Source organism: Actinokineospora sp. NBRC 105648 (assembly GCF_030269645.1).
Lineage (GTDB): Bacteria > Actinomycetota > Actinomycetes > Mycobacteriales > Pseudonocardiaceae > Actinokineospora.
Genome location: NZ_BSTR01000002.1, coordinates 14999 through 40115, shown reverse-complemented (window position 1 = coordinate 40115; position 25117 = coordinate 14999). Strand labels below are relative to the sequence as shown.

Below are 25117 nucleotides of genomic sequence, written 5' to 3'. Positions count from 1 at the left end.
CCTCACCCACCGTTGCGCAGGTGGGTGAGGACGGCGAGGACGCGGCGGTGGCCCTCGGCCTCGGAGAGGCCCAGCTTCGCGAAGATGCCGCCGATGTACTTCGCCACGGCCGCCGGGCTGACGCACAGCTGCGCGGCGATCGCGCCGTTCGACCGGCCCTCGGCCATCAGCGCGAGCACCTCGCGCTCGCGGCCGGTGAGCCGGTCGATCGGCTGGTCCCGCCGTTCCCTGCGCAGCAGCCGCCGGACGACCTCCGGGTCGATGACCGTCCCGCCCGCGGCGATGCGCTCGACGGCGCCGACGAACTCCTGCACCGCGCCGACCCGGTCCTTGAGCAGGTAGCCCAGCCCACCCGTGCGGCCGTCCACAGCGGACTCCAGCAGCTCGAAGGCGTAGGTGGTCGCGACGTACTGCGTGAGCACCAGCACCGCCAGGCGCGGGTGCCGGGCCCGCAGGTCCACCGCGGCGCGCAGGCCCTCGTCGTTGAAGTCGGGGGGCATCCGGACGTCGGTGACGATGATGTCCGGCCCGACCGCGTCGACCGCCGCCGTCAGCGCGCCCGCGTCGCCGACGGCCGCGACCACCTGGTGGCCGAACCGCTCCAGCAGGACGCCGAGGCCCTCTCGCAGCAAGACCGCGTCCTCGGCGAGGACTACGCGCAGTCCCATGGCAGCTCCACTCGTAGTTCGGTCGGCCCACCGGGCGGGCTGGTCAGCGCGAGCACCCCGCCCACGACCGAGACCCGGTCGGCGAGGCCCTGCAGCCCGGTGCCGCGCCGGGGGTCCGCGCCGCCCGCGCCGTCGTCGGCCACGCGCAGCACGAGCCGGGAACCGGTGAGCGAACCGGTGACCTCCACCTGGCCCGCCCCGCTGTGCTTGGCGACGTTGGCCAGGGCCTCGCTCACCACGAAGTACGCCACCGCCTCGACCTCCGGCGACGAGCGGCGCACCGGGTCGATCCGCACGCGGACCGCGATCGGGCTCCGTTCGGCGAGCTCGGTCACCCCGGCTTCGATCCCCCGGTCGATGAGCACCCGCGGGTGGATGCCGTGCACCAGCTCGCGGAGCTCGGCGAGCACGGCGTAGGCCTCGGCACGGGCGCGCGCCACCAGCCCCGGTCCCGCGCCCGGGACGCCCGCGAGGTCGAGCTCGGCCATCCCCAGGGTCATGGCCAGCGCGACGAGCCGTTGTTGGGCACCGTCGTGCAGGTCGCGTTCGATGCGCCTGCGCTCGGTCTCGAACGCGTCGACCAGCCGGGTGCGCGAGCGCGTCAACTCCGCGACGCGGTCGGGGAGGCTGGTGTCCGGGCGGGTCAGCATGGTGCGGGCGAACACCGCCTGGGCGTCGGCGAAGAGGCTGACCAGGAACGCGACGGCGGGCAGCAGCAGGGCCCCGGCCAGCACGGCCGAGGGCGCGCCCACCGGGCCGTCGAAGTTCACCATGGAGTCGATGTCGAGGACGAACTCCAGCAACGGCGACAGCGGGACCACCAGCGCGCTCAGCGCGACGACGAGCACGACGAGGTCCGCGACCGCGATGACGACGGTGAACACCAGCGCGTAGCCGAACTTGCGCCACAGCCAGCCCCGCTCCAGCGGGGCGCGCGGGCTCCGGCCGCGGTCGACGAGCGCCAGCCGCCGCCGCTCGGCCGAGGCCAGCGGCACCGCCAGCACCAGGTTGACCGCCACCACCGCGACGGCCCCGAGGCCGTAGCTCGCGGGAGTGTCCCGGGCGAGGGCCCACTTGGCCAGCGCGAGGACCGGCAGCGCGGCGACCGCGCCGACGGCGACGTACCACAGCGACCGCCACGGCCTGCCGGAACGAAGGAACCGCAGCGGGCGGCCCGGCCAGGACTCAGCCAACCGCGGCCACCGGTTCCGCGTGCGCGGGGAACGCCCGGACGGCGGGGCTCAGCGTGGTGGCCAGCGCGACCACCGCCAACGCGCCCGCGCACACCAGGAGCCCGGTCGCGCCCCCGGCGCCCGCCAGCAGCCCGCCCGCCAGCGGGCCGAGCGCGCCCGCGCCGCCGGAGCAGAAGCCTGCGATGCTGCTCAGCCGCCCGCGCAGGGCGTCGGGGGTGCTCATCAGCTGGTAGGTCAGCACCGTCGTGTTGGCCACGGGCACGCCGAACATCGCCCCGCCCAGCAGGACGCCGAGCAGGATCCCGGCAGGCACCAGCGCCATCGCCGCGACCAGTACCGCGGCCAGCCAGGAGAACCCGATCAGGATCACCGGCGCGGGCAGCACCCCGGCCAGCCGCCCGGCGAAGACCCCGCCGAGCAGACCACCGGCCCCCAGGCACGCCATCGTCAGGCCGATCTCCCCCGGCCCGACCCGCTCCGCGCCGGACACCGCGAGCACCACCACGACCACGGCGCTGAACAGCAGGTTGCAGAAGATCATCCACACCAGGGTAGTCCGGATCAGCCGGTGGCCGAGCACCCAGCGGAAGCCCGCCGCGGCCTCGCCGCGCACACCGGTGCCGCCCACCTGGTCCGGTGCCGCCTGCCGCCGCGGCACGCGCAGGAACACCAGGGCGACAAGGGACCCGCCGAGCATCACGGCGTCGGCGACGAACGGTCCGACGTGGCCGAGGGTGAACAGCAGCCCGGCCGCGGCGGGCCCCAGCAGGGTCGCGACGAACGGCCGCGCGGCGTTGCGGGCCACCGCCTGCTCCAGCTGCGCGGCGGGCACCACCTGCGGCAGCGTCGCGTGCTCGGCCGGGTCGAACACCGAACCGAGGAAACCCTCCGCCACAGCGGCGGCCAGCACCAGCGGGAACGAGTACGCGCCCAGCAGGACGGCGACGGCCAGCCCGGTCATCACGGCGGTCCGGAACGCCTGGCAGGTCACCATGACCCGCTTGCGGTCCCACCGGTCGGCCACCACGCCCGCGGGCACGATGGCCGCCATGTGCGCGGCCATCAGGGCCGAGGACGCCAGCCCGAGCTGCCACGGCGGGCCCGCGAACGCGAGGATCAGCAGCGGGAACGCGACCTGGGTGACCTCGCCGGCCAGCTCGGAGAACAGCTGGCTGCTCCACAGGATGTTGTAGTCGCGGTTGCGCGACAGCGGGATCACCACGACGACCCACCCGCCCGCCTGACCGCCAGCCGCCCGGTCACCTGGACGCGGTCGACCCGCCCACTGCCGGGATCCCGCAGGAACCGGCCCTGGTGGACGTTGCCCGACTGGTCCCGGACCCGGAAGCGCAGGTCGGGGTGGCAGCGCAGCGACCCGGTGCCACCGAGGACCAGCTCGTCGCCGGTCATGGTGAAGTCGAACGCCGACCCGCCGTTCGCGTACACCCCGGCGCACTCGGGCCAGGCGGCGACCGGCTCGGGCCAGGGCGCCGGCCGCCCCAGCGGGATGGCCAGCTCCGCCAGGACGTCGGCCCACAGCGCCGGTCCGGTCGCGGCGTTGGTGGTCAACGCGACCGCGGTGCCGGTGGCCGGTTCGAACCGGAGGTGGCACGAGGTCCCGTCACCGGTGCCGTCGTGCCCGAACCAGTCGGTGGCCCCGACCCCGTCCGAGCCGTCGGGGACCGCCGAGTCGTCGGGGCGGTAGCGCGCCCAGCCGAGGCCCCAGCCGTCGGCCATGCCGAACGGACCCGCCTCGACCCCGCCCAGCTGGTCTTCGCACATCGCCTCGACCACGTCGGCCGAGCAGAACCGGACCAGGTCGGCGGCGCTCAGCGCGAGTCCGCCGTCGGGTGCCTCCAGGTCGGGCACGAGCTGCTCGCCGACCGGCACGATCCGCTCCCCCACCGCGTGGCCGCTGACGGTCGCGGCGGTGAGGGGGATGTCCAGTGGCCGCAGGACTATCGCCTCCAGCGCCTCCGCCCAGTCCATCCCGGTGACCTCCTCGGCCAGCTGACCGGCCAGGACGTAACCGACGTTGGAGTAGGAGAACACCGCGCCCGGGGGGAACTCCGGGAGCGTGTGCCGGGAGTACCTGGCCGCCCACCGGGAGCGCGGCCCGGTCGCGTCCTCGTCGACGTTGGACTCCAACCCGGCCGTGTGGCTGAGCAGTCCGCGCGGCGTGACCGCTCCACCGAGGCCGGGCAGCGGCTCGTCGAGGTCGAGTTCACCGTCGTCGACCAGCGTCAACGCGAGCGCGGCCGTGAACGGCTTGGTGAGCGAGCCGAGCGGGAACGCCGAAGCGGCGGTCACCGCGCGACCTGATCCACAGCGCTCCTCCCCCGCCTCGATCGCGTGGGTCACCCTGGCCCGGCGCACCACCAACTGGGCGCCGGGCACCCGGTGCTTCTCCAGCAGCCGCAACAGGCCCTCGTCGTCCATCAGCGCCCCGCCGCGTGTTCGGCCATGGCCCGCAGTGCCTCGCGGAAGTCCGAGGCGACCCGCTCCACGGTCTCGCGGTGGTGGACGTTCTCGGAGTAGTACCAGGTGAACTCGAGCAGGCCACCCGCCGCGACCCCGACGACCTCCAGCAGGTGCGAGACCCGCTCCTGGGGGCTCTGTTCCTGGCCGAGCGGTGTGCTCCGCGTCCCGGCGTCGACCTGCCCGTGGTAGTTGAACACCACCTCCGGTCCGGGGCGCGCGGGCAGCGACCCGAGTCCGTGCAGCACGCCGTGGCCGAGGCCGTTCCCCGGTACCGCGCGCAGCCTGCGCCGGACGGACTTGACCAACGCCGCCCACTCCCGCGCCTCGGTGGGCAGCACGACCGGGTACACCGTGGTGAACCAGCCGACAGTGCGGGACAGGTCGACGTCGTCGAAGATCTCCTCGCGGCCGTGGCCCTCCAGGTCGATCGCCACCTCGTCCGCACCGGTCCACCGGCCCAGCGCCCAGGCGAGCGCCGCGAGCAGGACGTCGGCGGTCCGCGTGCGGAACACCCCCGGCGCCCGGTGCAGGAGCACCTGTGTGTCCTCTTCGGACAGTGACATGGACACCGTGCGGGTGGCGGACACCAGGTTCGGCCCGGTGCGGTCCACCGGCAGTGCGGGGGTCTGCGGCAGCGCGGCCCAGTGCGGAACCTCCTCGTCGAACCCGCCCTCGACCGCGTACCGGGCGAGGCGCTCGGCCCACGCCTTGAACGAGGTCGTCTTGGGGCCCAGCACCACCGGTCCACCCGCCGCGGCCTGCCGGTGCGCCCGCTCCAGGTCGTCGAGCAGGATCCGCCACGACACCCCGTCGACCACCAGGTGGTGGGCGGTCAGGAACAGCAGCGGCGGACGCCCGGGGCCGAACTCGACCAGCAGCGCACGCAACAGCGGACCGCTGGCCAGGTCCAACGTCGAGTCGGCCGCCACGGCCAGCTCGTCGAGCACCCGGTCTTGATCGTCCACTTCGGACAGGTCGTGGTGGGCCAGCACGTCGACGGGGCTGACCGGCGCGTTGTGCTGGCGCCAGCCGTCGCCGTCGCGGGTGAACCGCATCCGCAGGGCGTCGTGGTGCTCCAGCAGGGCCGCCACAGCGGTCCGCCACGCGGCCACGTCGACCTCTCCCCCCAGCTCGACCGTCGTCGACTGGGTGAGGTGGTGCGGGGCCACCGGGTCGCCGTCGAGGAAGCGCCGCTGGATCGCCGTCAGCGGCACCGGCCCGGACACCTCCGCCGAGGTGGCGGCGGTCCTCGCGTCGACCTGGACGACCTTCCGGAGCCGGGCGACGGTCTGGTTGAGGAACAGGTCCTTCGACGTCACCCGCAACCCGGCCCGCCGGATCCTCGACACCGCCTGGATGCTCAGGATCGAGTCGCCGCCGAGCTCGAAGAAGTTGTCCTCGGCGCCGACCAGCGGCAGGCCCAGCACCTCGGCCCAGATGCCTGCCAGGGTCCGCTCGATCTCGTCGCGGGGGGCCAGGTGGCCCGCGTCCGGCTCGGCGGCCACCGCCGGGGCGGGCAACGCGCCGCGGTCGACCTTCCCGCTGGAGGTCACCGGCAGCTCATCCAGCACGACGAAGGCCGACGGCACCATGTAACCCGGCAACGCGTCCCTGGCGAAGTCGCGCAGCTCGGACACCGACGGGGCGGTGTCCGCCCGCGTCACGTAGGCGACCAGCCGCGGGGCGCCGGACGGTCCTTGCCTGACCACCACAGCGGCGCGGGAGACCGAGGGGTGCCCGGCGAGCACGACCTCGACCTCGCCCAGCTCGATCCGGAAGCCGCGCACCTTCACCTGGTCGTCGACCCGACCGAGGTACTCCACGGCACCATCGGCCGTCCACCGGGCCAGGTCGCCGGTGCGGTACACGCGCGTCCCCGGCGGGCCGGACGGGTCCGCCACGAACCGCTCGGCGGTCAGCGCCGCCCGTTTGAGGTACCCCCTGGCCAGCTGCGCCCCGGCGAGGTACAGCTCACCGGGTACCCCGGCGGGCACGGGCCGCAGCAGGCTGTCGAGCACGTACGCGCGGGTGTTCCACACCGGAGTGCCGATCAGCGGCCGTTCGCTGTCCCCGACCCGGCAGTAGAGGGTGTCCACAGTGCACTCGGTGGGACCGTAGAAGTTGTAGCCCGTGGTCCCCGTCGCGGCGCGCAGGTCGCGCCACAGCGGTTCGTTCGCGGCCTCGCCGCCCAGCATCACCACCCGCGGGTTGTGCGTGTCCGAGCCGACCAGCCCGACCGGCACCAGTTGCTCCGCGTAGGACGGCGTGAGGTCGAGCAGGTCGACGCGGTGCTCGGTGACGTACTCGACGAGTGCCTCGGGGTCGCGGCGGGTGAGGTCGTCGACCACGTGCAGCTCGTGGCCGTCGACCATCGCCAGCACACCCTCCAGGGAGGTGTCGAACGAGAACGCCGCCGTCAGCGCCACGCGCCACCGCCCGGACCCGCTCTCCGGCCGGAAGAAGTCCCGGCTGTGGTTGAAGAACAGGTTGGTCAGGCCGCGGTGGGGCAGCACCACGCCCTTCGGTCGCCCGGTGGAACCGGAGGTGTAGATGACGTAGGCCGGGTGGTCGGGGTGGACCCGCGTCCCCGGGTTCACGTCGGGGCCGTGCTCGGGGAGGTCCTCGTCGAGCACCAGCACCGGGGCCGCGTCGGCGAGCACGAACGCCCGCCGGTCGGGGGGCAGCTCGGGGTCCAGCGGCAGGTAGGCGGCGCCCGCCTTGAGCACGCCGAGCAGGGCGACGACCGTGCCCGCGGTACGCGCGGAGGTCAGACCGACGACCTGTTCCGGGCCGATCCCCCGCGAGATGAGGTCGTGCGCGACGCGGTTGGCCCTGGCGTTGAGTTCCGCGAAGGTCAGCGACACCGGCCCGCACACCACGGCCGTCGCGTCCGGGGTGGCCTCGGCCTGTGCCTCGAACAGCGTGGACAGGGTGGTGTTCGGCACTTCGCGCACCGGGCCGTGCCACGCCGCGAGCCGGTCGCGGTCGTCGGCGTCCAGCCAGGGCAGCTCGGCCATCCTGGCCCGTGGCCGAGCCGCGATCCCGGCCAGCAGGGTCCGCAGGTGACCGGCCAACCGGTCGATCGTGGTGCCGTCGAACAACGCGGTCGAGAAGCCGATCGCGAGCGAGAGCCCACCGGGCCGCTCGAAGAAGTCGAAGCTCAGGTCGTGGCTGACGTCCCCGCTGACGACCGGGACCTCCGTGGTGACCAGCCCCGGGAGGACCACACCGCCCGACCGGGTGTTCTCGAGCCCGACCATGACCTCGACGAGCGCGTTCCGGCTCGGGTCGCGTTCGGGCCGGAGGGCCTCGACGAGCCGTTCGAACGGCACCTCGTCGTGGGTGAACGCCTCCAGGGCGGTCGAGCGGACCCGCGCCAGGAAGTCGGTGAAGGTCACCGTCTCGTCCACTGTGGACCGCAGGACGACCGTGTTGACGAAGAACCCGACCAGGCCCTCGAGCTCGGCCCGGTTCCGCCCGGAGGTCGCCGTGCCGACGGTGATGTCGTGCTGGCCGGTGCAGCGCGACAGCAGCAGCTGCACGGCGGCGACCAGCACCATGAACAACGTCGCGTCCTGGCCGCGGGCGAGCTCCTTGAGGCCCGCGGCGACTCCCGCGTCGACCTCGACCAGGCGCAGGTCGCCCGCCGCCTCCCGGACCGCGGGACGCGGCCGGTCGGTCGGCAGTTCGAGCGGCGTGAGCCCGTCGAGCCCACGGCGCCAGTGGTCGAGGTGGGAGTCGACGTCGAGGTGGGTCCGCTGCCACACCGCGAAGTCCGCGTACTGCACGGGCAGCGGCGGCAGTTCCGCGCGGGCGCCTCGACTGGCGGCCTCGTAGCAGGCACCCAGCTCCGTGGCGAGCACGCCCATCGACCAGCCGTCGGTGGCGATGTGGTGCAGGACGATGGCCAGCAGGTGCTCGTCCTCGCCGGTGCGGAACAGCGATGGGCGGAACACGCCTTCGCTGAGGTCGAACGGCCGGTCGGCCTCCTGTCGCAGGCGTTCAGGCAGGTCCGCGGCCGAGACCTCGACGAGGTCGAGCGGGGCGGCGGTGGCGCGGACCACCTGGACCGCCCGGCCGTCGACCGTGGCGTAGGTGGTGCGCAGCGGTTCGTGCCGTTCGACGAGCTGGGCCAGCGCGGCGCGCAGGGCGTCGACGTCGAGCGCGCCGGTGAGCCCGAGGGCGAAGACGGTGTTGTACTCGGCGCTGTCCGGGTCGAACTCGCTGAGGAACCACAGCCGCTGCTGGGCGAACGACAGCGGCAGCGCGCCGTCCCGCCGCACCCGCACCAGGTCGGCGCCGGTGCCCGAGAGCCCGGCGACGACCTCGGCCAGCGCGGCGACCGACGGGGTGTCGAAGAGCTGCCGGGGCGACGGCGCCGCGCCCAGCGCGGCGCGGACGCGCGAGATCACCTGGATGCTGAGGATCGAGTCGCCGCCCAGGTCGAAGAAGTTGTCGTGCACGCCCACCCGCTCGACGCCCAGCACCTCCGCCCAGATCCCGGCGAGCGACGCCTCCAGCGCGGTGCGGGGCGCGACGTGGGGTTCACCGGTGTCGGCGACGCCGTCCGGGACGGGCAGCGCGCGCCGGTCCACCGTGCCCGCGGGGCTCAGCGGGAGCGCGTCGAGCACCACGAACGCCGACGGGACGGCGTGCGCGGGCAGGCTCTGGGCGGCGAACGCCCGCAGCTCGCGGACGTCCGGCGCGGCACCCGAGGGCACCACGTAACCCACCAGCCTGGCCGGGCCGTCGCCCCGGTGGGCCGCGGCGGCGGCCGAGGTGACACCGGGGTGGCGCGCCAGCACCGCCTCGACCTCGCCCAGCTCGACCCGGAAGCCGCGGATCTTGACCTGGTCGTCGGCCCGGCCGAGGCACTCCAGGTTGCCGTCCGCCCGCCACCGCGCCAGGTCCCCGGTGCGGTAGAGGCGACCACCTGGGACGAACGGGTCCTCCAGGAAGCGCTCGCTGGTCAGGTCAGGACGATTCCAGTAGCCGCGGGCGACGCCGTCGCCGCCGATGTAGCACTCGCCCGCGACGCCGACCGGGACCGGCCGCAGCAGCTCGTCGAGCACGTAGACCCTGGTGTTGCGCAACGGTTTCCCGACCGGCACGAACGCCGCGTCGCCCAGCGGCTCCGCGCCGACCTGGAACACCGTCGAGTCCACTGTGGTCTCGGTGGCGCCGTAGGCGTTGACCAGGACGGTGTCCGGTCCGACCGCGGCGAGCACGGTGCGGGCGTCGGCCGCGGTCCAGCCCTCGGAACCGACCATCAGCACCCGCAGCGTGTCGAGGCGCTCGCCGCGCCAGGCCAGCTCGGCGGCCAGCGCCTTCGCCAGCGACGGCACCGTCACCATCAGCTCGGCGCGGGATTCCCGCAGCAGGTCCAGCAACGCGGGCGGATCCGCCACGACCTCGGTCGGGCAGATGACCATCGAGCCGCCGAACAGCGCCGACAGCAGGAAGTCGCCGAAGAACAGGTCGACCGACAGGCTCGACACCGACAGGCAGCGCGGTCGCAGCGCGGTGAGGCCGTAGCGCGCGTCCCAGGCCCGGGTCATGTGGTGGACGTGGCGGTGTTCGACCATCACCCCCTTCGGCGTGCCGGTCGAGCCCGAGGTGTAGACGACGTAGGCCAGGTCCTCTGGGGTCACCGCGGTGCGCGGTGGCGTGCTGGGCCCGGCGAACGGCTCGTCGAGGCTCACCACAGCCGCGCCGCTGTCCGGCACGCGGTCGAGCAGCCGGTCCTCGGTGAGCAGGATCGGCACCGCCGCGTCCGCGAGCATCGTGGCCAGCATCCGCGCCGGGTACTCCGGGTCCAGCGGCACGAACGCGGCACCGGCCTTGAGCACGGCCAGCAGCGCGACGACGGCGCCGACCCCGCGCTCGGCGCAGACGCCCACCAGGACGCCCGGCGCGGCACCGAGCCCGACCAGGCGGTGGGCGAGCTGGTTGGCCCGCGCGTCCAGCTCGCGGAAGCTCAGCCCGTGGTCCCCGCGACTGACGGCCACGGCCTCCGGGGTCGACCTCGCCCGCTCGGTGAACAGTTCGTGCGCGCACCGCGGCGGCCCGAACCCGGTCGCGGTGTCGTTCCAGTCCGACACCACCAGCCCGCGCTCGGACCCGGTCAGCATCTCCAGGTCCGCCAGCCGGGCGCCGGGAGCGCGGGCGATCTCGCCGAGCAGGGTCTCCAGGTGCCCGGCCATGCGCTCGACTGTGGACTCGGTGAGCAGGTCGGGGTCGTAGCCGAGCGCCAGCTGGAGTTCGTCCGCGGCGTAGGCGGACAGGGTGAGGGCGTAGTTCGTGTGCTCGTCCCCGGAGTACGCGCTCACCTTCAGGCCGTAGCGCGCGGCGGCGTCCTCGTCGTAGGGGTAGTTCTCGAACACGACGATGCTGTCGAACAGCGAGGTGCCGCGGGGGACGTCGCTGTAGGTCTGGATCTCGGCGAGCGACAGGTACTCGTACTGCCGGGACTCGACCTGGGCGGCCTGCAACCGCCCCAGCCACGCCGACACCGTCTCGGTGCTGTCGACCTCGACCCGGACCGGCACCATGTTGATGAACAGCCCGATGATCGACTCACTGCCCGGCAGGTCGGCCGGGCGACCGGACACCGTCGCGCCGAAGCAGACGTCGCGTTCGCCGCTGTGGCGCGAGAGCAGCAACGCCCACGCGCCCTGCAGGAGCGTGTTCACCGTGAGCCGCGCTTCCCGGGCGCACGCGAACAGCCGCCGGGAGGCCTCCGGGGACAGCGCCAGCCGGATCTCCCGCGACGACCGCGAGCGGTGCGCCAGCACCGGCGTGCGGTCGAACGGCAGGGGCGTCGGGGTGGTGAAGCCGGACATCAGCTCGCGCCAGTGCTCCTGCGCCGCGGTCTTGTCCTGCTCGGCCAGCCAGGCGACGTAGTCCCGGTAGGGCCTGCGCGCGACCGGGACCAGGCCCCGGTCGCCGGAGAGCACGGCGTACCGGGTGAACACGTCGGTCAGCACCGAGGCGAAGCTCCAGCCGTCGGCGAGCAGGTGGTGCGCGGTCCAGAACAGCTGCACGCGGGTGTCGGTGAGGCGGGCGATCGTCAGGCGCAGCAACGGCGCGACCGCGAGGTCGAGGCGGTCCGCGACCCGCTCGTCCCACAGCCGGGCCACCGCCTCGGCCTGGTCCGCGCGACCGCGCAGGTCGTGGTGGGCCACCGGCAGGTGGACGCGCGACTCGACGACCTGCAGCGGTTCGGCCACGTCCGCCCACACGACGCGGGTGCGCAGCGCCTGCGTGCGGTCGAGCACCCGCTGCCAGGCCTCGGCCAGCCGGAGCGGGTCGGTGACACCGTCGAGCACCACGCCGAAGTGCCCGGCGTAGACGTCGGCACCGTCCTCGGCCAGCGAGTGGAAGAGCATCCCGCTCTGCATCGGGGTGAGCGGGTAGACGTCCTCGACGAGGCGACCGTCGCCGACCAGCCGGTCCACAGTGGACTGGTCGAGCGCGGCGAGTGGGAAGTCCGACGGCGTGCAGCCGCCCGCGTCCGGCCGGGCGCAGTGCCCGACGATCTCCGCCAGCGCGCTGATCAGCCCGTTGGCCAGCGCGGTGATCGTCTCCTCGTCGTGGACCGCGGCCGAGTAGGCCCAGCGGAACTCCAGATCACCGCCGGTGACCACCCCGGTGATCTCGAGCAGGTGCTGGCGCACCTGGGTGGTGGCGCGCTCGGAACCCCCCGGGTCCGGGCATCGGCCGTGGTAGAGCTCGCCGTCGATCGAGGTGTCCAGCCTGCCGAGGTAGTTGAACGCCACCTCCGGACGCCTGCCCGCGCGGGGCTGGGTGCCGTACCCGATGCCGCGCCGCGGGATGGCCCGCAGCTGCTCCTTCACCGACTTGAGCACCTCGCCCCAGCCGGACGCCGGAACGGTCAGGGCGCAGGGGTACACCGTGGTGAACCAGCCGACCGTGCGGGACAGGTCGACGTCGTCGAACAACTCCTCGCGGCCGTGGCCCTCCAGGTCGACGAGCACGGTGTCCCCACCCGCCCAGCCGGACAGCACCCGGGCCAGCGCGCTGAGCAGCACGTCGTTGACCCGCGTCCGGTAGACCTCGGGGACGTCGCGCAGCACCGCGTCGGCGGGCATCCGGCGGGACACCGTGCGCATCGACCCGGCCGTGTTGTCGCCCGCGCGGTCGACGGGCAGCGCGGCCGCCCGCGTCGAGAGCTCCGCCATCCGCGCCCAGTGCCCGCGTTCGTCGTCGAACCCGCCGGCGGCGGTGTGCCCGATCAGCCGGAACGCCCAGTCCCGGAACGAGGTCGTCTTCGGCCCGAGGTCGACCCGGTGCCCGCGGGTGGCCTGCCGGTAGGCGGTGTCCAGGTCGGACAGCAGGATCCGCCACGACACGCCGTCGACGACGAGGTGGTGCGCGACCAGGAACAACCGGGGTCGTGCCCTCGCCGGGACGAACAGCAGCGCCCGCAGGAGCGGGCCGGTGTCGAGCCGGAAGTCCTGCTGGGCCAACGCGATCGCCCCGGCGTCGAGGTGGTCGAAGCGCTGGATGACCGTCACCGGCCCGGGGGCCGCGTTGTACTGGCGCCAGTGCCCGTCGGCGCGTTCGGCGCGCAGCCGCAGGGCGTCGTGGTGTTCCAGCAGGGCCCCGAGCGCGATCTCCAGCGCGTCCTCGTCGAGGTCGCCCGCCAGTTCCAGGTACATCGACTGGTGGAAGCGGTCGACGCTGTCGGTCAGGTGGTCGAAGAACCAGCGCTGGATCGGGGTGAGTGGGACCTCGCCGACCACGGCGCCCTGCTCGGCCGTCGAGACCGCCGTGGCGGCCGCCTCGGCGGCGAGCTCGGCCACGGTCTGGCGCAGGAACATCTGCTTAGGCGTCAGGTTCAGACCGCCCGCGCGCGCCCGCGCCACCACCTGCAACCCGAGGATCGAGTCACCGCCGAGGTCGAAGAAGTTGTCGTGCACGCCGACTTGGTCGACGCCGAGCAGCTCCGACCACACCGCGGCGAGGACCTTCTCGGCCTGCGTGCTGGGTTCGACGTACCCCTCGGCGTCGCGCACACCGGTCGGCACCGGCAGCGCCTTCCGGTCGATCTTGCCGTTGACCGTCAGCGGCAGGGCGGCCAGCACGGTGAACGCCGTGGGCACCATGTGCTCGGGCAACCGGTCGCGCAGGAAACCGCGCAGCTCGGCCACATCCGCCTCGCCGACGACGTAACCGACGAGCCGGCGCGTCCCCCGGGCGTCGACCTTGACCGCCGCGGCTGCCTGGTCCACCCCCGGGTGCCGGGCCAGCGCGGCCTCGACCTCGCCGAGCTCGATCCGGAACCCGCGCAGCTTGACCTGGTCGTCGGCGCGCCCGGCGAACTCCAGCCTGCCGTCGGCGAGCCAGCGGGCCCGGTCCCCGGTGCGGTACATGCGCGCCCCGGGCGGCCCGAACGGGTCGGCCACGAACCGCTGCGCGGTCACCGCGTGCTGGTTCAGGTAGCCGCGGGCGAGCCGGGTGCCCGCCAGGTACAGCTCACCCGGCACGCCGACCGGCGCGGGGCGCAGCCGGTCGTCGAGGACGTAGGTGCGCACGCTCGGGATGGGCCGGCCGATCGGGACCACGCCGGTGGCCGCGTCCGCCGGTGTCAGCGGGTCGCTCAGGGTGGCGCAGACGGTCGACTCGGTCGGCCCGTAGCCGTTGATCATCCGCAGGCCCGGTGACCAGGCCTCGACGAGCCCGGGCGGGCAGGCCTCCCCGCAGACGACCAGGTTCGCCCCGGGCGGGATGGCGTGCCGGGGCAGGGCCGCGACGGCGGTGGGCGGCAGGTTGAGGTGGGTGAGGCGCTGCCGGGCGATGAGCTCGACGAGCGGGTCACCCGGCAGCCGCTGCGCCGCGGTGGCGAGCACGAGCGCGCCGCCGGAGAACAGCGCGAGCGCGAACTCCCAGAACGCGCCGTCGAAGCTCAGCGAGGCGAACTGCAGCACCCGGGTGTCCGGGCCCGCGCCCAGCACGCGGCGCTGGGTCAGCACCATGTCGTGGAAGCCCGAGTGCGTGACGACCACCGCCTTGGGCCTGCCGGTCGAACCCGAGGTGTAGATGACGTAGGCGGCGTTCCCCGGCCGGACGGCGACCTCGAGCGCCGTGGCGGGGAGGGTGTCCAGGTCGACGGTGTCCAGGTCGACGGTCGGGGTGCCGGGCACCTCACGGCCGTCCGTGGTCAGCGCCAGCATCGGCCGCGTGTCCTCGGCCATCACCCGGAGGCGGTCGGCGGGGTAGTCCGGGTCCAGCGGGAGGTAGGCGGCGCCGGCCTTGTGCACGGCGACGACCGCGATGACCAGCTCGACCGAGCGCGGCAGCGCGACGGCGACGAACTCCTCCGGGCCGACGCCGCGCCGCACCAGCAGGGCGGCCAGCCGGTTGGCCCGTTCGTCCAGCTCCGCGTAGGTGAGGGTGGTGTCCCCGAACACGACCGCGGGCGCCGTCGGCGTGGCGGCGACCTGCTCGGCGAACAGCTCTGGCGCGGTCCTCGGCTCCGGGCCCGCCCCGTCGCCCGGCCAGCCCGCGGTGAGCAGGCGGTGGTCCTCGGCCGCGAGCACCGGCAGGTCGGCGACGCGCTGGTCCGGGCGCGCGGCGATCGCCGCCAAGAGCGTCCCCAGCTGCGAGGCGATGCGCCCGGCCGTGGCAGGGGTGATCACGCTGGTGTTGTGGCGCAGGTGCCCGACCAGGCCGCCGCCGCGTTCGGTGAAGTCGAACGCCAGGTCCACGCCGGAGACGACGACGGGGGCCACGAGCTCCTCGACCGCCAGGCCGGGCATGCGGGTGTGCGCCACCGGGGTGTTCTGCAGGTTCACGATGACGTCGACCAGCGGTGGCCTGCTGGGGTCGCGGTCCGGTCCGAGCAGGTCCACCAGCCGCTGGAACGGCACCTCCTCGTTGGCGGAGGCACCGAGCACGGTCTCGCGCACGGTGTCGAGGAACTCGGGGAACGTCCGGGACTCGTCCACCGTCGAGCGCAGGACCAGGGTGTTGACGAAGAACCCGACCAGGTTCTCCCACTCCTCCCGGGTGCGCCCGGAGGTGGCCGTGCCCACGGCGATGTCGGACTGTCCGGCGTATCGCGCCAGCAGGACCTGCACCGCCGCGACCAGGGTCGTGAACAGGGTGGCGCCGCGCGCGCCGCCGATGGCCTTGAGCCTCGACACCACCAGTTCCGGCACCTCGAACACGTGGACCGAACCGGCGGGGTCGCGGACCGCGGGGCGCGGGAAGTCGGTCGGGAGTTCCAGCGGGGCGAGCCCGGCCAGCCGGTCGCGCCAGTACCGCAGCTGGTCGTCGAGGTCGCGTTCCCGCTCCCAGTGGGCGAAGTCGACGTACCGCAGCGGCAGCGGGGCGAGCTGCTGCCCGGCGTACAGGGTGTTCAGCTCCTCGACCAGCAGCCCCATCGACCAGCCGTCGGTGACGATGTGGTGCATGGCGAGCACCAGCACGTGCTCCCGGGCGCCTAGCCGCAGCAACCGGGCCCGGAAAACCGGGCCGCGCCGCAGGTCGAACGGCCGCCGCACCTCGGCCAGCAGCTCCGACTCCACCTCGGCGACCGAGGTCACCGGAAGGTTCACATAGGACACCGGTCGCACGGTCTGGGTCCCCCGGCCGTCCACCGAGTCGAACGTCGTCCGCAGCGAGGCGTGCCGGGCGACCAGCCCGTCGAGCGCCCGGCGCAGGCTCGCCACGTCGAGTTCGCCAGTCAGCCGCAGGGCCCGCGGGACCACGTACTCGATGCTGTCGGGCTCCAGCTCGTAGGAGAACCACAGCCGCTGCTGCGCCTGCGACAACGGCAGCGGGCCGTCGCCGGGGGCGGTGTCGATCCGCTCGGTCGCCGGGTCCTCCGGTGCCTCGCCCGCGAGGCGCCGCAGCAGCAGTTCGCGCTGCTCCGGCGACAGCGAGGCCAGCCGGTCGTCGATGCTCATCGAGCGTCCCCCATCGTCACCAGAATTCGGTCGCGCACGGTCTCGGCCAGCTCGCCAATGGTCGGGGCGTCGAACAGGTCGCGCGGGGTGACCGCCACGCCGAAGGCGCGCCGCACCCTCGACACCAGCCGCAGCGCGGTGATCGAGTCGCCGCCGAGGGCGAAGAAGCTGTCGTGCACGCCCACCACCTCGAGGGACAGCAGTTCGCCCCAGATCCGGCCGAGGGCGCGCTCGGTCGGGTTCCGCGGGACGACCCGCCCGGTGCCGCCCGGTCGCGGGACCGGCTCCGGGAGCGTCCGCCGGTCCACCTCCCCGGTGCGGGTGGGTGGGCACTCGACCTGGTCGGCGACGCGGCCGAGGAACTCCAACCGGCCGTCCGCCGACCACCGGACGACGTCGCCCGTCCGGTACAGGCGACCGCCCGAACCGAAGGGGTCGGCGACGAACCGCTGCGCGGTCAGCGCCTGCTCACCGAGGTAACCCCTGGCCACGCCGTCGCCCGCGAGGTACAGCTCGCCGCGGGCCCCGACCGGGACCGGCAGCAGCCGCGCGTCGAGCACGTGGGCCCGGGTGTTGTCCATCGGCCTGCCGATGGGCGCCGGTCCCGGCCGGGTGATCGGGTGGCAGGTGGCGAAGGTCGTGGTCTCCGTGGGCCCGTACGCGCTGACGACCGTCGTGCCGGGGCAGTGCTCCCGGACGGCCGTGATCGCCGGCCCGGCGACCACCGCGCCACCGGTCCACACCTCGCGCAGATCCGCGAAGCACCCGGGGTCCTCCTCGGCGAGCGCGCCGAACCGAGCCGAGGTCAGGAAGACCGTCGTCAGGCCGTGCTCGGCCACCAGCCGCCGGATCAGGCGGGAGTCGAGGTCGTCCGGGGCGACCACGACCCGGCCGCCCGTCAGCAGCGGCATCCACAGCTCCCACGTCGCCGCGTCGGACGCCAGCGACGAGTGGAACAGGACCCGCTGGGGTTCGGTGGACCGCCAGCGCCGGTCGGCCACCTGGCTGACGATGTTGCGGTGGCTGACCGCCACGCCCCTCGGCTCACCGGTGAACATGACGCACGCCAGCCGCTCGGGATCTACGGGACCCAGCGGGTTGTCCGCCGTGGCGGAATCCACCACGACAACCGGCAACCCGACGGTCTCCGCCTGTGCGTGCAGCTCTCGCTCGGTCAGGACCAGGATCGCGCCCGCGCGCTCGGCAGTGCCACGGAGCAGGCCCGCCGCCTGGTCAGGGCGCAGGGGCACGTAGGCGCCACCGGCCTTGAGCACCGCGAGCGTGCCCACCACCACGTCCGCCGACCGCCCCAGCACCACGGCCACCCGCGACTCCGCACCGACTCCCCGGGACACCAGGGTCTGGGCGACGGCGTTCGCGCGGGCGTTCAGCTCGGCGTAGGAGAGGGTTTCGGCGCCGGTCACGGCGATCGCGTCCGGCGTCCGCGCGACCTGTTCCTCGAACAGGCCGTGGACGGTACCCACGGCGTAGTCCTCGGCGGTGTCGTTCCACCGCTCCAGCGCGCGCCGGTCGCCAGCGGCGAGCATCGGGATGTCACCGATCCGGCCGTGCGGGGTCTCCACGACGCCGGTCAGCAGCGCGACGAGGTTCTCGCCGACCCGCCGCAGCGTGGCCTGGTCGAACAGCGCCGGGTCGTACCGGAACACGAAGGACAGCCGCTCGCCCGGATAGGCCACGACGTTGAGGGGGTACCCGTTGACCTCGTTGGCACCGACCGCACTGACCCGCACCTGCGCGCCCGCGCGGTCGATCGGGTAGTTCTCGAACACGACGATGCTGTCGAAGAGACGCGCACCCGTGCTCCACGCCTGGACCTGGGCCAGCGAGACCGATTCGAACGCGCGGGCCCCCGCCTGGGCGTCCTGCAGTGCGAGCAGCCACGGCAGCAGCTCCGCGCCCCCGTCGACGTCGACGCGCACCGGCAGGGTGTTGATCATGATGCCGGCGATGTCCTCGGCGCCCGCCAGCTCCGCCGGGCGGCCGGAGACCGTCGCGCCGAAGCAGACGTCGCGCTCACCGGCGTACCTGGCCAGCGTGATCGCCCACGCACCCTGGACCAGGGTGTTCATCGTGAGCCGGTGCTCGCGGGCCAGCTCGGACAGCAGGCGCGACACCGCCTCGGGCACCTCGGTCGTGACCCACTCGGTCGAGCGCGGGCGGTAGGCCGCCGCGGGCACGCGGTCGTACGGCACCGGGGTGAGTGTGGCGAAGCCCGCCAGTTCCGAGCGCCAGTGGGCTTCGGCGTCGGCCAGGTCTTGGGCGCGCAGCCACTCGACGTAGTCGCGGAACGGACGCCGCGGCGGACCGGTGGGGAGGCCGGCATAGGTGGCGCAGACGTCGGCCAGCAGGCGGTGTGCGCTCCAGCCGTCGAGCAGGATGTGGTGGACGGTCCAGATCATCCGGACCTCGTTGCCGGACAACGGGATCAGCGCGACGCGCAGGAGCGGTCGGTCGTCCGTGGCCAAGCCCCGCGCCCAGTCGTCCTCGACCACGCCCTCGGCCGAGTCGTGGTGGGTGATCGGCACGCGGACCTCTCGGCGCACCAGCTGCACCGGCTCGTCGACGCCCTCGGTCACGATCTCGGTGCGCAGGACCGGCGTCCGGTCGACGACGGACTGCCAGGCCCTGCCCAGGGCCACCGGGTCGGTGACGCCCTCGACGACCACGTCGAACTGGACGAGGTAGGCGTTCGAACCGGGCGCCATCATCGAGTCGTAGAGCATCCCGCTCTGCATCGGGGTGAGCGGGTAGACGTCCTCGACGAGGCGACCGTCGCCGACCAGCCGGTCCACAGTGGACTGGTCGAGCCCGGCGAGGGGGAAGTCGGCCGGCGTGCGGCCACCGGCGGCGGGGTGGGCACAGTGCTCCACCAGTGCCTTGAGCTCGGCGACGAACTCCGCCGCCAACCGCTCGACCGTGTCCGGGCGGTGCAGGTTCGTCGAGTGGTGCCAGGAGAACCCGAGCCTGCCGTCCCGCACCAGACCGACGATCTCCAGCGCGTGCCCGCGCACGTCCGACGGGTCCTGCCTGAGCTCGATCGCGGTCTCGATCTGGCCGAGGTAGTTGAAGCTCACCTGCGGGCGCGGGCCCTCCGCCAGCGTTCCCAGGTAGCGCAGGGCGCCGTACCCGATCCCCTTGCGGGGGACGGCCCGCAGCTGTTCCTTGACCGACTTGAGCAGGTCGCCGTACTCGCGGCCGGTGTCCTCGAGCACGACCGGGTAGTAGCTGGTGAACCAGCCCACCGTGCGCCCGAGGTCGAGGTCGGCGAACAGCTCCTCCCGGCCGTGGCCCTCCATGGCGAGCAGCACGCGGTCGTGTCCGGTCCAGCGCGTGAGCACGCGGGTGAGCGCGGCGAGGAGCACGTCGTTGATCTCGGTGCGGTAGACGTCCGGGACGTCGTTCAGCAGCGCGCGGGTCGTCTCGGCGTCCAGCCCGACGTGGGCGGTGCGGGCGGTGTCGACGGTGTTCGGCCCGTCGCCGTCCCGTGGCAGCGGGACCTCTTCGCGGATCGCCGACCAGTGGGCGAGTTCGTCGTCGAAACCGCCGTCCCGCACGTGGTCGGACATCCGCAGCGACCAGTCGCGGAACGAGGACGTCTTCGGGCCGAGGTCGACCGGGCCGCCCGCGCGGATCTGGTCGTGGGCGGTCCGGAGGTCTTCGAGGAGGATCCGCCACGACACGCCGTCGACCACGAGGTGGTGAATGTAGAGCCGCAGGCCCGCGCCGTCGGGCTCGACCCGGAGCAGCGGGGTGTCGTCGAAGTGCCCGGTCCCGGTCTCGAGGTTGTGCTGCGACCACCCGCCATCCAACCGGCTGAAGCGCATCCGGAGCGCGTCGTGGTGGTCGGTCAGGGCGTCGAGCGCCGCGCGCAGCGCCACCTCGTCTTCCGGGTCTCCCGGCCGGTCGATCGTGACGTACTGGTCGAAGACCTCCGGCACGGTGAACCGGTCGATCAGGTAGTGCTGGATCGGGGTCAGCGGTGTCGGGCCGCAGACGCGTCCGGTCCGGTCCACGGCCTGTTCGACGACGGCGTGCGGTGCCAGCGCGGCGATTGTCTGCCAGCGGAACAGGTCCTTCGACGTCAGCCGCACGCCCGCGCGCCGCGCCCTGGACACCACCTGGATGGCGAGGATGGAGTCCCCGCCGAGGCGGAAGAAGTTGTCGTCCGCGCCGACCCGGGCCACGCCGAGCGCCTCGGCCCAGATGCGGCTGAGCTGCTCCTGCACCGGGTCCGCGGGCGCCACGAAGCCGTCGGCCGCCCGCGCGAGCGGGTCGGGCAGCGCCCGGTGGTCGACCTTGCCGGTCGCGGTCAGCGGGAACCCGGCCATGGCCACGAAGGCCGCCGGGACCATGTACTCGGGTAGCGATCGGCCCAGGTGCGCCCGCAGGTCCGGCAGCGGCCCGTCGCCCGCGACGACGTAGGCGGCGAGGTACTTGCGGGCGCCGTCCTGCCTGGCGACGACCACGGCGCCGGTGACGTCCGGGTGGGTGCGCAGCGCAGCCTCGACCTCACCGAGCTCGATCCGGAACCCGCGGATCTTGACCTGACCGTCGACGCGGCCCAGGAACTCCAGCTCGCCGTCGGCCGTCCAGCGCACGAGATCACCCGTGCGGTACAGCCGTCCGGCGCCGAACGGGTTCGCGACGAAGCGCTCGGCGGTCAGCGCGGGACGCCCGGAGTACCCGCGCGCGACGCCCGACCCGCCGAGGTACAACTCCCCCGGCACGCCCACCGGCACCGGTTGGAGGTAGTCGTCGAGCACGTGCGCCCGCGTGTTGTCCATCGGTCCGCCGATGGGCGCGCTGCCCGCGTCCGCCATCTCCCGGCAGGTGGCGAAGGTCGTCGTCTCTGTCGGGCCGTACACGTGCACGACCTTCGTGCCCGGGCAGTGCCGCAGGACCCGGTCGAAGGCGACCAGGGACGCGGCCTCGCCCCCGGTCCACACCTCCCGGAGGCCGGAGAAGCTGTCGGGGTCCTCCTCCGCGAAGAGGTTGAACAGCGCCGTGGTCAAGAAGAGGCCGGTCACGCCGTGTTCGGCGACCATGCGGCGGGTGAGGTCGGAGGTGAGTCCGCTCGGCGCGACGACGACGCGGCCGCCCGCCAGCAACGGCACCCACATCTCGTAGGTGGCGGCGTCGAAGGCGTGCGGGGAGTGGAACAGCAGCCGCTCCTGGGCGCCGCCGCGCCAGCGCTGGTCGGCGGCGAGCGCGACGATGTTCCGGTGGGTGACGGCGACACCCTTCGGCGTGCCCGTCGAGCCGGAGGTGAAGATCACGTACGCGAGCCGCTCCGGCCGGATCTCGTGGCCGAGGTCGGCCGCGGGCTGGTCGGCCAGCCGGGGTTCGTCGTCCACCACGACCAGCGGGACGCCCACGGTCGCCGCCCGCTCGCGCAGCGACCGGTCGGTGAGCAGGAGCGCGGCCGCCACATCCCCCACCACCAGCCGGACCCGGTCGACGGGATAGCTCGCGTGCAACGGCACGTAGCAGGCGCCTGCCTTGAGCACGGCGAGCATCGCGACCACGGCGTCGGCCGAGCGGTCGAGCATGACGGCCACCCGTGACTCCGCGCCCACGCCGTGCGCCACGAGCAGGTGCGCCAGGCGGTTCGCCCGACCGTTCACCTCGGCGTAGGTGAGGCTGCCCGCATCCGACGCGATGGCGATCGCGTCGGGCACGCGGCGGACCTGCTCCTCGAACAGACCGGGGACCGACCCCGCCGGACGGGCGGACCCGGTGTCGTTCCACGCGGCGACGAGCCGCTGCTCGGCGGGACCGGACAACGGGAGTTCCGCCATCGGCCGCGCGGTGTCGTCCAGCGCGTCGAGCAACACCACCAGGTGACCCGACATCCGCTCGATCGTCGCCGCGTCGAACAGGTCGGTGTTGTACTTGACCAGGACAGCCATCCCGGCGGCGTGCTCGGTGAACTCGATCGAGATGTCGAAGATCGCCGACACCTCCGGCAGGTCGAGGCGTTCGCCTGCCAGGCCCTGGAGGTCCAGCGCGCGCTGGAGTCCACTCTGGAGCACGACCATCGCCTCCACGAGCGGGGTGCGGCTGGCGTCGCGGTCCACGCACAGCTCGTCCACCAGGCGTTCGAACGGCACCTCCTGGTGGGCGAACGCGCTGAGAACCGTCTTCCTGACCTGGGCGAGGAGATCCGCGAACGACTCGCGGCCGTCCACGGTGCCGCGCAGGGCGAGGGTGTTGATGAAGCAGCCGACGAGCCGTTCCAGCTCGGGCCGCTCACGCCCGGACACCGCCGTGCCCAGGACCACGTCCCGCTGCCCCGAGTACCGGGCGAACAGGAGTTGGCAGGCGGCGACGAGCGTCATGAACAGGGTCGCGCCGTGCCTCCTGCCCAGGTTGTCAAGCCGCGCGGTGGTTTCGGCGGAGATGCCGAAGCGGTGGTCGCGGCCTGCCGAGGTCAGCACCGCGGGACGCGGGCGGTCGGTCGGGAGCTGCAACGGGGTGACCTCCGCCAGCTGCTCGCGCCAGTAGGTCAGGTGTGGTGCCAAGGCCTCGTCGGTGAGGCGGGCGCGCTGCCACGACGCGTAGTCGGCGTACTGCAGGGGCAGCACCGGGAGCTCTCGCCCGTTGTAGAGCGCGCTCAGCTCCTCGGTGAGCAGTCCCATCGACCAGCCGTCGACCGCGATGTGGTGCACGCCGATCAGCAGGACGTGCTCGTCCTCGCCGCGCAGCAGCAGGAACCGCGCGACCGGACCGCCGCGCAGGTCGAACGGGACGGTGACCTCGTCGCGTACCTGGGCCGCCCAGTCCGCCAGGTCCAGGACGGCCAGCCGCGGCTCGCCCGCGGGGTGGATGACCTGGATCGGCTCGTCGTCAGCGAGGCTCACCGTGGTCCGCAGCGGTTCGTGCCGCGCCACCAACTCGTGGCAGGCCGTCCGCAGCCGCTCGACGTCGAGGTCGCCGTGCAGCCGGAATCCGAAGTGGACGTTGTACTCCACGGCGGTCGAGTCGAACTCGTGGAGGAACCAGAAACGCCGCTGGGGAAACGAGAGCGGCAACTTCCCCGCCCGGTCGGCGACGGCGATCCCGGCTACCCCGCCGCCCGCGGAGGTGTCCACCCTGGCCGCCAGGTCCGCGACAGTGCGGCAGTCGAACAGCACCCGGATCGGCAGCTCGACATCGAGCGCGGCACGCATCCTCGGCACGACGCGGAAGGCGAGCAGGGAATTGCCGCCGAGTTCGAAGAAGTCCGCGTCCACGTCGATGCTGTCCACACCGTCGAGGCCCAACACGTCGGCCCAGATGCCCGCGATGGTGGTCTCGGTGGCAGTGCGCGCGACCTCCCCGCCCCGGGTTTCCCCCGGTGCGGGAAGGGGCAGCGCGTCGCGGTCGAGCTTGCCACTGGCGGCGAGCGGCAGTTCCGCGAGCGGCACGACCACGTCCGGGACCATGTACTCGGGCAGGCTCGACGCGAGGAACCCGCGCAGGTCCGGCAAGTTCTCCCCCGCGGGTACGACGTAGGCGACGAGACGCTTGTCCTCGTCGCCGCGCGCGATCACCACGGCGTGGCGGACGGCCGGGTGCAGCGCCAACGCCGCTTCGACCTCCCCTGGTTCGACGCGGTGGCCGCGGATCTTCACCTGGTCGTCCGCGCGGCCCAGGTAGTGCAGGTTCCCCGCGTCGTCCCGGCGGACGACGTCCCCGGTGCGGTACATGCGTTCGCCCGCGCCGTGGAACGGGTCCGCGACGAACCGCTCCGCCGTCATCGCGGGCCTGCCGAGGTAACCGCGGGCGAGCCCGGCGCCCGCCACGTACAACTCGCCCGGCTCGCCCACCCCGACCTGGCGCAGCCGCGTGTCCAGCACGTACGAGCGGGCGTCCGCCATCGACTCGCCGATGGGGACCGCGCCGCGGGCCAGCACCGCGCCCGGCTCCACCCGGAAGGCCGTGCACCCGACCGTCGCCTCGGTCGGGCCGTACTCGTTGACCACGGTCGCGCCGGGGTGGCGCGCGCGCCACCGGTCCAGCAGGTCACCGGGGAGTGCCTCGCCACCGACGACGAGGTCCGCTGTCGGGGAAAACTCCTCCGGCAGCGCGAGCAGCATCGGCAGGTGGCTCGGTGTCGCCTTGACGAAGGTCGGGCGCCGCAGGGGCCGCGCGCCCCCGCGGTCGTCCAGGTCGCCCACCAGGACGCAACCACCCACCGAGAGCGGACCCCAGACCGTCGTGACGGTCAGGTCGAACGCCACGGAACCGTGCAGCAGCGCGGTTCCCGCCAACCCGGGGTAGTCCCGCTCGCAGCACGCGAGGTAGCTCGCCAGCTGGCGGTGTTCGACCTGGACGCCCTTGGGCCGCCCGGTCGAGCCGGAGGTGTAGATGACGTAGGCCAGGTTCGCTGGGTCCGGCCTGGACGGGTGCGGTGTGAACCGGACCGGGGCCGCAGGCTCGTCGCGACCGGTTCCCAGTGGTACCAGCGCATCCGCGGGCACCGGCAGGTTCCCGGCCAGGCCGGGCTGGGCCAGCACAGTCGTGACACCGGCGTCGGCCAGCATGAGACCCAGGCGCTCGGCGGGCAGCGCGGGGTCCAGCGGCAGGTAGGCCCCGCCCGCCTTCAGCACGCCCAGCAGCCCGGCCACCAGGTCGATCCCGCGTTCGGCGCAGACACCGACCACCACGTCCGGCCCGACGCCGCGCTCGACGAGGCGCCCGGCGAGCCGGCTCGCCCGGGCGTCGAGTTCCGCGTAACTGACCGCGCCCGCCGCCGATAGCACGGCGGGCGCGTCCGGGGTGCGGAGCACCTGCGCGTCGAACGCCTCCAGGAGGAACCTGAGTTTCACGCCGACCCCCA

6 protein-coding genes are annotated in these 25117 nt (G+C 73.7%); all 6 read right to left on the bottom strand.

Annotated elements, in window-relative coordinates; genetic code table 11:
• Nucleotides 1–2: 2 nt before the first annotated feature.
• The 6 genes from QSK30_RS01375 to QSK30_RS01350 are packed head-to-tail and all read right to left on the bottom strand — an operon-like array spanning nt 3 to nt 25106.
• A complete protein-coding gene (locus QSK30_RS01375) occupies nt 3–668 on the bottom strand; it encodes a response regulator transcription factor (RefSeq protein ID WP_285498888.1) in 666 nt (221 codons plus the stop codon).
• Nucleotides 653–1861: a sensor histidine kinase gene (locus QSK30_RS01370; protein ID WP_285498887.1), complete on the bottom strand. Its 1209-nt coding sequence runs from the start codon at nt 1859–1861 to the stop codon at nt 653–655. The genes QSK30_RS01375 and QSK30_RS01370 overlap by 16 nt, the downstream gene beginning before the upstream one ends.
• Nucleotides 1854–3083 carry an MFS transporter gene (locus tag QSK30_RS01365; RefSeq protein ID WP_285498886.1) on the bottom strand — a complete coding sequence of 410 codons (1230 nt, stop codon included), beginning with the start codon at nt 3081–3083 and terminating at the stop codon, nt 1854–1856. Before QSK30_RS01365 ends, QSK30_RS01370 begins: the two co-directional genes overlap by 8 nt.
• The gene (locus QSK30_RS01360) at nt 3077–4300 is read right to left on the bottom strand and encodes a serine hydrolase domain-containing protein (protein ID WP_285498885.1); all 1224 of its coding nucleotides are present in this window, start codon (nt 4298–4300) and stop codon (nt 3077–3079) included. The genes QSK30_RS01365 and QSK30_RS01360 overlap by 7 nt, the downstream gene beginning before the upstream one ends.
• Nucleotides 4300–16275: a non-ribosomal peptide synthetase gene (locus QSK30_RS01355; RefSeq protein ID WP_285498884.1), complete on the bottom strand. Its 11976-nt coding sequence runs from the start codon at nt 16273–16275 to the stop codon at nt 4300–4302. The genes QSK30_RS01360 and QSK30_RS01355 overlap by 1 nt, the downstream gene beginning before the upstream one ends.
• Nucleotides 16272–25106: a non-ribosomal peptide synthetase gene (locus QSK30_RS01350; protein ID WP_285498883.1), complete on the bottom strand. Its 8835-nt coding sequence runs from the start codon at nt 25104–25106 to the stop codon at nt 16272–16274. Before QSK30_RS01350 ends, QSK30_RS01355 begins: the two co-directional genes overlap by 4 nt.
• Nucleotides 25107–25117 lie beyond the last annotated feature (11 nt).

Bases quoted from the DNA above. Each gene is read 5' to 3' on its own strand.
- QSK30_RS01360 (WP_285498885.1), bottom strand. From the start codon at position 4,300: ATGGACGACGAGGGCCTGTTGCGGCTGCTGGAGAAGCACCGGGTGCCC.
- QSK30_RS01355 (WP_285498884.1), bottom strand. From the start codon at position 16,275: ATGAGCATCGACGACCGGCTGGCCTCGCTGTCGCCGGAGCAGCGCGAA.
- QSK30_RS01375 (WP_285498888.1), bottom strand. From the start codon at position 668: ATGGGACTGCGCGTAGTCCTCGCCGAGGACGCGGTCTTGCTGCGAGAG.